Below are 14061 nucleotides of genomic sequence, written 5' to 3' on the forward strand. Positions count from 1 at the left end.
TTTTCACTTCCGCTTCCCGGTTCCCGCCACGCCTGCCCCACGCGCCCGTCAATGCGGCGTCGCCTCCGGCGCGTCGAGGCTCCACATGCCGAGCTTGCCGAGCTTCGCGGCCAGTTGCAGCCGCGCCGAACGCCAGTCGGTGAGCGCCTGGATCCGCTGCCGCTTCGCCCCCGCCAGCGCGGACTGCGCGTTGAGCAGCTCCAGGATGTTGCCGACCCCCACCTGATAGCGATGCCCGGACGCGTCGTAGGAACGCTGCGCGAGCGCCAGCAGCGTCGCGCTGTTGTCGAGATTGCGCGTCGCGCCTTGCAGCGTCTGGTAGGCATTCCACACATCGAGCCCGACCTGCTGGCGCGCTTCGTCGAGCAGGTCGCGTTGCAGCGTGGTCTGCGCGTCCGCCTGCCGGACCTGGTAGGTGCGCGCGAAGCCCTCGAACAGCGGAATCGTCACCTGCAGCCCGAGATACCACTCGCGATGCGAGGCCGGAAACACCGGGAAGCCGAGCTGCAAACTGGTCGGCTGGTTGTTGTAGTTGTACTGCCCGACCAGGTTCAGGCGCGGCAGGCCTTCCGCGCGCGTCTGCGCGGCCTTCGCGCGGGCGGCGTCGACCTGCGCCTCGGCTGCCAGCACCCCCGGATAACTGCGCTGCGCCTCCTTGATCAGCGCCTCGACCGAATCGCCGAACTCGCGGTTCGCCGTCACGCCGTCGCCAACGTCCGGCAGCGCGATCTCCGTGGTCGGCGCGAGATCCATGTCCGAGGCGAGCGCGCCCACCGCGCCGCGCCAGTCGCTCTCGGCCTTGGTCCGGTTGACGACCGCGTCCGCGTAGGCGGTCTGCGCCTGCAACTGGTCGGTGATCGCCGCCGCGCCGCGTTCGACGCGCGCGCTCGCGGCGTCCGCGCTGTCCCGCGCGGCGCGCTCGATCTCGCGCGCCGCCGTGTAGGTGCTCTGCGCGGCCTGCGCCGCGTAGAAATCCTTCGCCACCGTCGCGAACACCGTCTGCAGCGTCGCCTGCTGGTTCGCCTGCGCCGCCGCGAGCAGCGACGTTGCGTTGCGCAGCGCCGCCGAGCGGCCGCCGAAGTCGTACAGCACCCAGCTCAGCGACACGCCCGCGTTCTGCAGGTTCGTCCGGTAGTTCGAATCGAATTGCGGATAGCCGGTCACGTGGTTGCTCGCGTTGTCGCGCGTGCCCTGCCAGTTGCCGGTCACGGTCGGCAGGAACGCCGCGCGCCCCACCCCCACCGCGGCCGCCTGGATCTGCACGTTGGCCCACGCCTGGCGGGTCTTCGGATGTCCGCACAGCGCGCGCTCCACCGCGTCCTGCAGACGCAGCGGCGACGGCAGCTCGCCGAACGCGCAGGCCCGCGCGCCGTCGCCGAGCAGGTCGCGCGCGGGCGTCGCCGACACCGCGCGCCCGGTCAGGAACGGATCGAACGCGCACGCGGGCCGCGCGCACGCCAGGAGCGCGGCCAGTCCGAGCGCGCGGGCGGCAAGGCGCGCGCCGCGATGAAGATCAACGCTCACGCAAGCTCTCCTGCCCCGTCTGGATCACCGGATCGAGGAAGTAGTGCGCGACGCTGCGCTTGCCCGTGCGGATCTCGGCCGTCACCGCCATCCCCGGCGTGAGGTTGATCCAGGTGCCGTTGGCGCGGATCCGGTTGGTCGCGAGCCGCACCCGCACCGGGAAAGTCAGCCCGCGCCGACGGTCCTGCACCGCGTCGTTCGACACGGTCGCGACGGTTCCCTTCAGGTAGCCGTAGCGCGTATACGGAAACGCCTCGACCTTGACGATCGCCGGCTGCCCGACCTTGACGAAGCCGATGTCCTTGTTCTCGATGCTCGCGTCGACCTCGAGCGTATCGTCCGGCACCACCTCCATCAGCGGCGAGGCGGCGGTCGCCACGCCGCCCAGCGTGTGGATCCGCAACTGCTGGATCGTGCCGTCGACGGGCGCGGTCAGGCTCAGCAGCTTCTGCCGCGTGTCGGCCTTGGTCTCGTCGTTGCGGCTCTGCGCCAGCTGCTGGGTCGCCTTGTCGAGCAGGTCCATCTGCTGACGGCGGAACTGCGACGTGGTCGAGGCGAGTTCCGCGCGCTGCTGCGCGATCGCCGCCGTCAGCTCGCGCGCATGGCTGCGCTGCGCCGCCAGTTCGTGCTCCTGGCCCAGCGCGCTCTGCTCCTTGTCGAGGTATTCGGTCTTCGCCACGTACTTGTCGGCGGCGAGCGCGCGGTAGTCGTTGGCCTGCTGGCGCGCGAGCGGCGCGGTCGCGGCGAGCTTGGCGATCTGCTGCGCGGTGGTCGCGAGTTCCGCCTCGCGCTTGAGCAGCTCCGCCTGCGCGCTGCCGAAGCGGTCGCGATACTCGCTGTAGAAGCTCTCCGCGAAGCGCTGCGCCTCCAGCGCCTGCTGCTCGCTCGCGCCGTCGACCGGGCCGAGCGCGGGCATCTTGCCCTGCGTCTGCGCGGCCAGCAGCGCGCGCGAACGCTCGGCGGTCAGCGCCGCGTCGACGCGGCTCAGGCGCGCCTTGTCCGCATCGGCCGCCGCCTGCGTGGTGTCGAGTTCCATCAGCAGCTGCCCCGCGTGCACACGCTGTCCGTCGCGCACCAGGATGCTGCGCACGACGCCCGTCAGCGCGGGCTGGATCGTCTTCACCTGCTGTTTCGGGATCAGCTTGCCGGGCGCGGCCGCGACGATGTCGAGCTGGCCGATCAGCGCGATCGCGACAATCAGCGCGCCGAGCGCGACGATGACCCGCATCGTCCACATCGGCAGCGGATGCACGGGCGTCTCGACGAGTTCGAGGTGCGCGGGCAGGAACGCCCGCTCATGCGGCAGGCGCGGCGCGCCGTCGAGTGCGCGGCGGATCCGCCAGGCTTCGCGGAATACCGCGGCATAGCGCGCGAGCAGCGCGCCGAGCGCGTGAAGTTTCAGCATCATCGGTCGTGGCGAAAAGCGGCGTCATGCATGTTGCAGCGACACCAGGTGAGCGTAGTAACCCTGCAGGCCGAGCAGCGTGTCGTGCGTGCCGCTCTCGACGATGCGGCCCCGGTCCATCGCGACGATGTGGTGCGCATGGCGCACCGAGGTGAGCCGGTGCGCGATGATGATCACGGTGCGGCCCGCGCACATCGCCTGCATGTTGTGCTGGATGATCCGTTCGGTCTCGAAGTCGAGCGCGCTGGTGGCCTCGTCGAAGATCAGGATGCGCGGATTGGTGACCAGCGCGCGCGCGATCGCGATCCGCTGGCGCTGGCCGCCCGACAGGTTCGAGCCGTGCTCGCCGACCATCGTGTCATAGCCTTCCGGCAGCTCGGAGATGAACTCGTGCGCGCCGGCCAGCTGCGCCGCGCGGATCACCACGTCGAGCGACGCGCCGGGATCGGTGACCGCGATGTTCTCGCGGATCGAGCGGTTGAACAGCAGGTTCTCCTGCAGCACCACGCCGATCTGCCGGCGCAGCCATGCGGGATCGGCGAGCGCGAGATCGATGCCGTCGATCCTCACCCGCCCGTGCTCGGGCACGTAGAGCCGCTGCAACAGCTTGGTCAGCGTGCTCTTTCCCGACCCCGAGCGGCCGACGATGCCGATCACCTGCCCCGCAGCGATGTCGAGCGACACGCCGTCGAGGATCGTCGGGCCGTCGGGCCGGTAGCGGAAGCGGATGTCCTGGAAGCTGACGTTGCCGCGCACCGCGGGCAGCGTCTGGCGGCTCTGCGACAGTTCGGTGCGGGTGTTCAGGATGTCGCCGAGCCGGTTCATCGAGATCCCGACCTGCTGGAAGTCCTGCCACAGCTGCGCGAGCCGCAGCACCGGCGCGGCGACGTGCTGCGACATCATGTTGAACGCGACCAGCTGCCCCACCGACAGCTTGCCCTCGATCACGAAGCGCGCGCCGAGATAGAGCGTGACGAGCGACACGAGCTTGCCGACCAGCTGGATCAGCTGCTGCCCGACATTGCCGAGCGAGGTCACGCGAAAACCGGCCGACACGTAACCGGCCAGCTGGTTGTCCCAGCGCCGCGTGAACTGCGGCTCGACCGCCATCGACTTGACGGTCTCGACGCCCGAGATGGTCTCGACGAGAAACGACTGGTTGTCGGCCGTGCGCGCGAATTTCTCGTCGAGGCGCCGGCGCAGCACCGGCGTGATGCCCATCGAGATCGCCGCGTACACCGGCAGCGAGATCACCACGACGAGCGTGAGCCACACGCTGTACATGCACATCACGGCGAGGAAGATGATCGAGAAGAACAGATCGATCACCGCCGTCACCGCCTGCCCGGTCAGGAAGCTGCGGATGTTCTCCAGCTCGCGCACGCGCGCGACCGTGTCGCCGACGCGCCGCGCGCCGAAGTAGGCGAGCGGCAGCGCGAGCAGGTGGCGGAACAGCCGCGCGCCCAGTTCGACGTCGATGCGGCTCGCGGTATGCGCGAACACGTAGTTGCGCACGCCGCTCAGCACCACTTCGAACACCGCGCTGACGAGCAGCGCGACGCACACCACGTTCAGCGTGTTGAACGCGCGATTGACCAGCACCTTGTCCATCACCACCTGGAACATCAGCGGCGACACGAGCCCGAACACCTGCAGCACCGCCGACACCAGCAGCACTTCGAGCAGCAGGCGGCGGTACTTGACCACCGCCGGGATGAACCACGAGAAGTCGAAGCGCGCGAATTCGCCGGCCAGCGTCGCGCGCGACGCGACCAGCAGCACCTGCCCGCCCGTGCGCGCGATCACGTCGGCCGGCGTGGACACCGTCGGCGACGGCGCGTGCGCCTCCGCGATCAGTGCTTTCCCGGCATCGCACGCGGCCAGCACGAAATGCGCGCCGTCCCCGGCGAGCATCAGCGCGGGCTTCGGCAGCGCCGCGAGCCGCTCGACGCTCGCCCGCACGCGGCGGGTCTTGAGGCCGAGCGAACGCGCGGCCAGTTCGAGGTCGGCCGCGCCGAGCGCGCCGTCCGGCAGCCCGCTCGCGTGGCGCAGCTGGTCGGCGTCGGTCGCGAGGCCGTGGAACTGCGCGATCAGCACGAGCGCCGCGAGGCCGGCATCCGGCATGGAGGGAGTCGATTGAAAGTCGTTCATCGTCGATCAGACAGAAAGGCCGAAACGCCGCCGCCCCCGGCGGGGGCGGCGGCGGACGCGGTCAGTGCCAGTTGGCCGCCAGCACCGGCTGCAGCGATTTCTGCTGCTCCGGCGTGATGGCGGTTGCGCCCGCAACGGGCGGCGCGAAGCTCGCCATCGCCTGAACCAGGCTCTCGACGCTCAGCCCCGACAGCGTCTTGCCGTCGCCCGCGACGATCGAACCCGGGCGATCCGGCTGCGACGCATACCAGTTCTTCAGCGTCACGGTCTCGGCGCTGCCCGTCACCGAAATGCGCAGATCGTCGCCGGCATGCTGGAACCACAGACGCTCCGCGCCGACCTCCGCGCCGAACGCGAGCTTGCCGAGGCTCCCCGCGTAATCGAGCTCGTAGGTGCCGTGGCCGACCTGCACCGTCGCGAGCGCGCCCTTGAGGGTCGCCACGTCGTGACCGTCGCCGAGGCGCAGCGTCGCGAGCGACCCCGTGCTGTCGATCACGTTGCGGCCCGCGCCCACCGTCAGTTGCCGGAACGCGCCCGTCACATGGTTGTCGCCGTTGCCGAGCGTGATGGCCGCGTTGCTGTCGCTGCCCGTCACGTGGTTGTTGCCGCCGCCTGCCGTCACCGTCGCGCCGGAGCCGAGCAACTCGATCGTGCTGTCGCCGTCGCCCGTGGTCAGCTTCGTGCCGCTGCCCGTCGCCGTGACCGCGTGCGCGCCCGATCCGCCCAGCGTCGCCGAGCCGAACGTGCCGCCTTGCAGCAGCACATGGCGGCCGCCCGTCGCGGTGACGGTCGACATCGCCTCGCCCTGGTCGATCGCGACCTGACTGTCCGCGACGTCGACCCTGGCCATCACGCCGACCTTCTGCACGCCGGGCTGCACCAGCAGTTCGAGCGCCGACTCCGCCGACTGGCCCGATGCGGTGGTCGCCCTGACCTTCACCGCGAGCGGGCCGGTCATGGCCGCGCCCGGCGACAGCGTCAGGCGGCCTTGCGCCGCGTCATAGCCGAGCCAGGCCGGCAGCGGTGCGCCGTCCGCGAGACTGACCGTGTAGCTGACGGCTTCGTCGCGCGGCACGGCGAACAGCGACGCCAACGGATTGCTGGTCCAGGGCTGGGCCGAATCGGCCATCCACGCGGTCGGCGCGCGGCCGGACAGCGTCGGCGCTGCGGGGAAGGTCGGCGTGATCGGGTCGACCTTGACCGGCGGGATTTTCACCGGTGTCAGATCGACCGGCACGAGCTTCACCGGCGGGAGCGGCTGCATCGGCGGCACCGTCGGGATCTTGATCGGCGTCACATCGATCGGGTCGAGCTTCACCGGCGGGATCTTCACCGGCGTCACATCGATCGGATCGAGCTTCACCGGCGGAATCTTCACCGGCGTCACATCGATCGGATCGAGCTTCACCGGCGGGATCGTCGGCCCGGTCGGCATCGTCACCGGCGGCAGTCCGATCGGATCGACCTTGACCGGGGGGGTGGTCGGAATCGTCGGGATCTTCACCGGCGGCCACTCGATCGGCGGCACCGGGTTACCCGTGCCCGGCGTGACCGGCGTGACCGGATTGCCGCCCAACGGATCGCCGCCCGACGGATCGACCGCGACCGGCGGCTTCGTCACGACGCCCGCGTGATCCGGCGTCGGCGTCGCGAAGATGAAGTCGCCCTCGCCCAGTTGCGCCGGATCGAGCGCATCGAGATACACGAGTTCGAGCGGCGCGGCCGCCGTGCCGAGCGACTTGCTGCCGAGGCTCACGCCGTGGATCTGCGACAGCCCGTTGATCGTCGCGCGGTTCTGCTGCGCGATCACGAGATCGTCGAAGCGCGTCACGCCGGTCCCGCTCAGGTCGAGCTTGTCGATCCCGTGGCGGAAGCCGCGCAGCGCGTTGTGATAACTCGACACGCCGTCCTGACGCGCGATCACGAAAGTATCCGAACTCGCCGCATCGTGGCTGTAGACCGTGCCCGCGAGCGACGCGACCAGCCGGCCGTTCGCATCGCTCGAATAGCTCACGCCGCGCGCGCCGCCGTTCAGCACCACCGTGCCGCCCGCAACGGGCAGCGCCGCATCGCCCGCCGCGCTGTCGACGTAGTGCGCGGGCGCGATGAAGCTGTCCTGGAACAGGAAGCGCCCGGCATCGAGCGCCGCGGCCTGCTGCCCCTTGACGATGATGCGCTGCCCGTCGCCCAGCGCGATCTGCACGTCCGCGCCCTGCTGGGTCAGCGCGAGATCGCCGAATTTCCGGCCCGCGAAACCGACCAGGTCGATGGTCTCGCCGCGCGCGGCGTCGAAGTTCTCGATCGTATCGAGGCCGCCCGCGCGCCGGTGCACGACGAAGAAATCGCGGCCCGCGCCGCCCACCAGCGTATTCGCGCCGCGCCCGCCGTCGAGCAGCGCGTCCGCCGCGCCCGCCACGAGCCGGTCGTTGCCGTCGCCCGTCACGATGTTCTGGATCGCGCCGGGGTCGCGGATCGTCAGCGCCGCGCCGCCGATGCTCGCGACGCCCGTCGTCAGATCGACCGTTGTGTCGCCCGACACCGCCGCCGCGTTCAGCGTATTGCGCCCGCCGCGCGTGCCGTTCGCCGCGTCGTCGAGGATCGCGCGCGCCGGATTCGCGGCCGCCTGCGCGCGATACTCGTCGGTGTAGTAGTACGTATCGTCGGCGCTCGCGCGGTCGCCGTAGAGCCGCAGCGACCACTGATTGAGCTTGACCGGCAGGCCGTTCGCCGCGTCGGTCACCTCGAGCGTCCAGTTGCCGGCCGAGCGCTCGCCCCAGTCGTGCGTCGACATGAAGGTATAGCGGAAGCTTCCCGAGCGGGTGCTGCCGGCATCGGCCGCGCTCGCGCCCGGCGCGCCCGCCGGCGCCTTGCCCGCGCGGTCGAGCAGGATGCTCTCGGTGCCGTCCGGCGAGATCAGCTTCACGGTCAGGTCGCCGAGCCGGCCGACCTCCGCGTCGAAATCGATCTCCGCGTGCTGGACCGACAGGCCCGCCTGCATCGCGAGCGTCGCGCGCGCGGTCGCGCCCGACGCAACCGTCGCGCCGAGCGGCCCGCTCGTGCCGGCATAGACGCGTTCGTTCGCGCCCGTGCCCTGCTTCGCCCACGATTCGGCGAGCCGCACGGCCGCGCGCGCGTCGACCTCGCCGAAGCCGTAGTCGTGGCTCGCATGCATGCCGCCGCCGTTCCAGTTGCGCGCGCCGTTGTCGCGCCACTGCGTCGCGCCGTCGCGCACGCCCTTCGCGGACAACGCGAGAATTTCCTGCACGTCGCGATAGCCGAGATTCGGATTCGCCTGCAACATCAGCGCGACGACCCCCGACACGATCGGCGTCGCGAAGCTCGTGCCCTGCATGTCGCTGTACTGGCTGCCGAAGGTCGAGCCGCGATCGGTCTCCAGGATGTGACTCGTCGACACGACATTGCTGCCGGGCGCGGACACGAGCAGGCTCGCGCCCGGATTCGAGAACGGCGCGGAGCCGAGCTGCAGCGTCGACAGGTCGCTCTGCGCGTTGATCGCGCCGACCTCGATCGTGAAGCGGTTGTTGCCGGTCAGCGAGCCTTGCGCGCTGCCGCCCTTCTCGCGCGCGTTGCCGCCCGCCGCGACGATCACCGTGCCGAGGCCGCCCCGGCCCGCGTCCGCCGCGTACTGCGCATTCGCGAGCAGCGCGCTCTCGGTGTTGATGCTGCCCTTCTGCAAGTTGCTCAGCGCGAAATCGTTGGTGAAGCCCCAGCTGTTGTTCGCGATGTCGTAGCTGACCATGTGGCCGAGCCCGCTCAGGTCCGCGCCGTTGTTGGCGAGATAGTGGCCGCCGATCGTCGCGTCATAGGCGACGCCGACGCCGCCCTGGCCGTTGTTCGCCGCGACCATCACGCCCGCGACCATCGTCGCGTGGTTCGACACCGCCTGCGGCAGCGTGCCATTGCCCTGCTGGGTCGCGAGCCAGGCCGGATCGATGTTCGGCGCGAGATCCGGATGATGCAGGTCGAGGATCTCGGGCCCCGTCGAGAATTCGCCGCCCGGCTCGAACTGGCCGATGCGCACGCCCTTGCCGGTGTAGTCGCGCCACACCGGAATCACGTTCGCGTCGCTCAGATACCACTCCTGCGCCGCGAGCGGATCGGCCGGCATGTCCGGCGTCGACAGCGTGACGGTCGCGCGCATCGGCGCGGTCTTGCCGCTGTTCAGGTCGACCACGGTCGCGGCCGGGTTGCCCGCCGCATCGGTCACGCCGTATTTGAAGCTCATCACCCCTGCGTACGTGGCATCGGGCGTGAACAGCACGTCGCCCGCCGGCGTCAGCGCGACCGTGCCGCCCACCGCGTCGCCGACCGAGACGAGCTTCAGCGCGCCCTGGCTGTTCAGCCGCTGGTCGTTCGCGAGCAGTTGCGCGGCCGCGATCAGGTGCACACGGGTGTGGTCGAACGCCTGCCCCGCCTGGTCGACGCGCAGCGCATCGTTGACCGGCATCGGGTTCGGCAGCGTCAGATCGACGGCCGAGATGTCCGAGAAGTTGAGCTTCTGCACGTTCTTCAGCGTCAGCGTGCCGTCGCGGCCGGCCTGATGGTCGGCGACGGTGTAGCCGCCGTCGGTGCGCGTGATCGTGTAGTCGCCGTGGCTGCCGTGCAGCGTCACGACGTTGGTGCCGCCGCCGCCGTCGATCGACGCGTTGCCGTGGCCCGCCTCGATCACGTCGTCGCCCGCGCCGCCGAAGATGCGGTCCGCGCCGCCGCCCGCGTGGATCACGCTGCCCGTGGCGGACGCATAGATCGTGTCGCCCGCCGGCCCGGCGTAGATCACCGCCTTGCCGCTGCCGCCGACGATCGTGTTGTGGCCCGAGCCGCCGACCAGCACGTCGTTGCCGCCGCCGCCGATCAGCGTCGCGTTGCCCTGTCCGCCCTTGAGGAACACGCTGCGGTTGCCGCCGCTCACCAGCACGTCGTCGCCGCGCCCGCCTTCGGCGATCGTCAGGCCCGCGTGCGCGAGATTCAGCGTCACGCCCTGGTCGCCGACCACGATCGCGGTGTCGCGTCCGCCGTTGCCGTGGATCCGGTCGGGATTGTCGCGCGCGCTGATCACGAACACATCGTCGCCCGCGCCGCCTTCATAGGTGTTGTGGCCGCCGCCGCCGACCAGCCAGCTGCCCGTGGGCGCCGCGATCAGCGTCGTGTCGCCGCTGCCGGCGTAGACGTTGTCGACGCCGAGCTTCGCCGCGTCGAGCGTCTCGCTCGCGGTCGCCGCGCTGGTGAACGCGGTGCGGGTCGCGCCGCCCGTCGTCGACGTGACCTTCGCGCCGCCGTCGACCGCCGTGAAGGTGTTGCCCACCGGATCGGCGAGGAAGTTCACGGCCATCATCTGACGCGTCGCGCCGTTCATCGTGAAGGTGCCGCGCCCGAGCACCTCGTTGCCGTTCTGCGTCTCGCCCGCGCTGCGCGAGACCGGCTTCACCTGGATCTGCGTGATGCCGAGTGCGTCGAGCGTCTTCAGTTCGCCCGGCGCGGACTTGCCGTCATGATTCGCGTCGACCCACACGCGCAGCGTCGACCAGCTCGGATCGTTGCGATCGAGCACGCCGTCGTGATTCGCATCGACGCTGTCGAGCGCGCCGAAGCCGTCCTTGAAGCGCGCCTGGCCCGCCGCGCCGTTCGCGCCCGCCGCGCCGCCGAAGTACTCGGACAGCATCTGGCTCGCATTCGTGATCTGTCCGCCGCCCGCGTCGACCACCAGCATCCCGGTGCCGGCGTCGGCCCAGCCGGTACGCTTGAGCGTGCCGCTGTGATCGACGTCGAACAGCACGCCGTCCTCGATGCCGGTCGTCTTCGCGCCGTTGCCGGTCAGGTCGAGCAGGATCGGATCGATGTAGGTGTTGAAGGTGGTCATCGCCGACAGGCCGTTCAGCACCGCTGCGTTCAGGCCGCTCGCGTTGGGCCGGCCGGTCGCGCCCGGATCGGTGTAGAACTGCCCGAGATACGCGCCCGGCTTCGCGTTCGGATCGAGCTGGAACTCACCCGGCCGGATGCCGCCCGACGCGAGGCTGCCCATCTGCGCGGAGGCGAAGTCGGTGCGGTTCAGCGTGTTGTCGGAGAACGAGATCTTGCTGGTCGCGCTGTTCTGCACGAAGCCGTTGCGCACGTCCTGCGCGGCCTTGCCCTCGCCGAGCGAACCGGATTGCGGCTGCGGATTCGTGTTGATGTCGATGTTGATCAGGTTGGTCGGCGCGGACAGCTGGATGATCTTGCCGACGCCGATCGCCTGCGCGCCGGACGACAGCCCGAGCCCGCCGTTCACGCCCATCAGCGTGGATACCGAGATGCCCGTCAGCGCGGAGACGGTGTCGAGGTTGTTGGTCGACGCGTCGACGTAGAACTGGTCCGGGGCCAGCGCGATGCCCTTCGGCAGCAGCGGGCGATAGCCGACGATGTCGCCGAGCGCGCTGACCGTGTGTTCGCCGAACGCGCCGTCCTGGCGACGCGTGACTTCGGTGTATGCGCCGTTGCGGTGGATCGTCAGTTCGCTCACGCCGAGCGGGGTCGCCTGCTGGAGCAGCGTGTCACCCGTTGCGGCGTCGACCTTCAGCCATTGCTGCGAGCCGTCCTGGCGCGTAACCGTGAAGCTGTTGTCGAGGCCCGACTGCACGTTCGCGATGGGGCTCGTGCTCAGATTCGACAGGTATTCGCGCGCCGACGCCGGCACCGCCACGAAACCGTTGGTGTCGCCCGCGGGCAGCGCGAAGCGGCCGTCCGCGCCGATGCTCAGCCCGGCCGCGGCGTCGAACATCGCGCCCATCGTGTGGTCGATCCCGAAGGCGGGCAGCGCGAACGGCAGCAGGCCGGTGATCGCGATCGTCTTGGCCGCCACGGGCAAGTACGCACCCGGCAGGTAGGTGACGGGCTGCGACATCGATTGCGACAGGTAGGGGCCCCACACGGGCGCCTGATAGAAGAAGGTCGCGATGTCGTTGGGCATGCGCACATCCGACGCGACGTGGCCGGCGGACTGATACGCGGCGATGACTTCGCCGATGTTGCGATTGCCGAAATAGCCGGCGTCGATCAGCGACTTCGCGAGCGGCAGGCTGTTGTAGACCTGCGTGTCGAGGCCGTTCTTCAGCGCGAACATCTGCGCCATGCTGCCGCCGAGGCTGTGGCCGGTGGTGGAGAAGGTGTAGCCCTTGAAGATGTCGAGACCCTTCACGCTGTCGTACACCGACTGCGCCTGATCGACGATCTTCCGGTATTCGCTCGCGCCGCCGTTGGTCAGATCGGAAACCCAGTTCGACAATGCGTCTGAACCCTTGAAGGCGATGACGATCTGTTTCGTCTCCCGATTCAGTGCAACCGCAAAACGATTTTCGAGCGTACCGCCACTGTTGAACTGATCTCCATATCCTTCTTTCAGATACTGCTCCATATCCCCGATTTCGCGGATATCAACCCAGTCCCCATCCATCGTATGTTCGTCCGGCGATGCATTCTTGGCCCTCGGATATGCCCACGCCGCAATCTTCATTCCCACGGCTTGATCCGGTATTGTTTTGTTGTTCATACAAGTTATTGTTTAGATATTTACCCAATGAATGCAGTGGCACGACACTGGTCGTCCAACTCGCTCCACACTCTCTCCAGGTGAGGATTCCTAGGCACCAGGACCACGCTATTCCGGCTCGATGCGTCCGTTTTATAGACGCCGTCACGGTAGGCGTATTTCATGATCGCCGCGGCAGACGCATATTTCAGATACACGCCGTCCCGTCGCGCGACCGGTCTAGCATAGGTGCAGCGCACCTTGATGCCGGCTCGGATCAGGCTCTCCCCAAGCGCTCGATCCACCATGCTGCCGGGCACGCGAGCAACCCCCACATCCAGCGGAATCGTGTCGTCGAAGTAATAGAAGCCAAGCATGATCATCGCGTCGCTCGAACCCTTGTCGGCAGCTTTCCGCAGCAGTTCAACGATTTTTACCGGATCGTTCGTATCCTGGATCCAGCCTTGCGCATTGCCGATCGCATACAGGTAGTCCCCCATCGGGTCCCCGCTCGCCTGCAGCGCCTTCACGCGCGCGCGCTCGTCATCCCACAGCTGCTTCGCGTGCCGGTTCTGCGACCGCTGGTCCGCCGCATTGGCGAGCGTCATCACGCCGGCAACCGGCGCGGCTGCCAGTTGGCAGCCGGATAGCGCTACTGTCATGGCCAACATGACGGGCGTAGCGATAGCCGACAACGCGTGCCTCATCACATTGCGCCCTGTTCCGCACATTCGTCTGGAATCCTTACGCATGCTTTGCTTTGATCCATGTTTAACCAATAAACGCCGTTGCGCGGCAACGTACGTCGATGTCGAGCCATTCCTGCTCGAGAGCCGGATTTTTTGGAATGACTATCCGGTATTCGTGAGGTCCGACCTTTTCGTCCATCCCGTTCCGATAAACCATCGCCATCCACCGCGCAGCCGACGTGTATTCAAGGCGAACCCATTCCCCGGAGGGGCTCGGCACGGCATACGTACAGCGACGTGCAACCCCCTCGCGCACGAGCTTTTCTCCGAGTACCCGGTCAACCTTGTCTGCCGACAAACGCTTGAAATTTCCGTCTAACGGGATGACCGCATCGAAGTAGTAGAACCCCAACATGATCATTGCATCGCTGGAACCCCTATCCGCGGCTTTCTGGAGCCAACCGACGATCTCCACCGGATCGCGGGTGTCCTTGATCCACCCTTGCGCATTCCCGATCGCATACAGGTAATCCCCCAGCGGATCGCCGTTCGCCTGAAGCGTCTTCACATAAGCCCGCTCGTCATCCCAGATCCGCTTCGCATGCCGGTTCTGCGAACGTTGATCCATGACGTTGGCAAGCGTCATCGCGCCGGCAACCGGAGCCGCCAGCAACTGACAACCCGACAGCCCCACGCTCGCCGCGCCGAGCGCGGCCCACGCGACAAAGGCGCGCGAGAACGCGCGCGCGATGGTTGAAATGAAAATCATG

6 protein-coding genes are annotated in these 14061 nt (G+C 68.6%); all 6 read right to left on the minus strand.

Annotated features, from left to right (window positions below; all coding sequences use genetic code 11):
* Positions 1-48: 48 nt before the first annotated feature.
* Entirely contained in the window at positions 49-1524 is a 1476-nt protein-coding gene (locus Bsp3421_RS14625; protein ID WP_273996658.1) for a TolC family protein, read from the minus strand.
* Complete coding sequence (locus Bsp3421_RS14630) at positions 1514-2932, minus strand: HlyD family type I secretion periplasmic adaptor subunit (protein WP_273996659.1); 1419 nt, start codon at positions 2930-2932, stop codon at positions 1514-1516. Before Bsp3421_RS14630 ends, Bsp3421_RS14625 begins: the two co-directional genes overlap by 11 nt.
* A gap of 21 nt (positions 2933-2953) precedes the next feature.
* Positions 2954-5080, minus strand: coding sequence for a type I secretion system permease/ATPase (locus Bsp3421_RS14635; RefSeq protein ID WP_273996660.1), 2127 nt, complete (start codon positions 5078-5080; stop codon positions 2954-2956).
* Positions 5081-5141: 61 nt separating this feature from the next.
* Positions 5142-12359, minus strand: coding sequence for a S8 family serine peptidase (locus tag Bsp3421_RS14640; protein WP_273996661.1), 7218 nt, complete (start codon positions 12357-12359; stop codon positions 5142-5144).
* A 284-nt stretch (positions 12360-12643) separates the two neighbouring features.
* Positions 12644-13273 (minus strand): hypothetical protein, encoded by a 630-nt coding sequence (locus Bsp3421_RS14645; protein ID WP_273996662.1) that lies wholly within the window; start codon positions 13271-13273, stop codon positions 12644-12646.
* A gap of 100 nt (positions 13274-13373) precedes the next feature.
* Positions 13374-14060, minus strand: a complete 687-nt coding sequence (locus Bsp3421_RS14650; RefSeq protein ID WP_273996663.1) for a hypothetical protein — start codon at positions 14058-14060, stop codon at positions 13374-13376.
* Between the last annotated feature and the right edge of the window lies 1 nt (position 14061).

The organism is Burkholderia sp. FERM BP-3421 (assembly GCF_028657905.1).
GTDB lineage: Bacteria > Pseudomonadota > Gammaproteobacteria > Burkholderiales > Burkholderiaceae > Burkholderia.

What these genes read in the sequence shown, in the direction of transcription:
- Bsp3421_RS14630 (WP_273996659.1), bottom strand. Translation starts at nt 2,932, where the DNA reads ATGATGCTGAAACTTCACGCGCTCGGCGCGCTGCTCGCGCGCTATGCC.
- Bsp3421_RS14635 (WP_273996660.1), bottom strand. Translation starts at nt 5,080, where the DNA reads ATGAACGACTTTCAATCGACTCCCTCCATGCCGGATGCCGGCCTCGCG.
- Bsp3421_RS14645 (WP_273996662.1), bottom strand. Translation starts at nt 13,273, where the DNA reads ATGTTGGCCATGACAGTAGCGCTATCCGGCTGCCAACTGGCAGCCGCG.
- Bsp3421_RS14650 (WP_273996663.1), bottom strand. Translation starts at nt 14,060, where the DNA reads ATGATTTTCATTTCAACCATCGCGCGCGCGTTCTCGCGCGCCTTTGTC.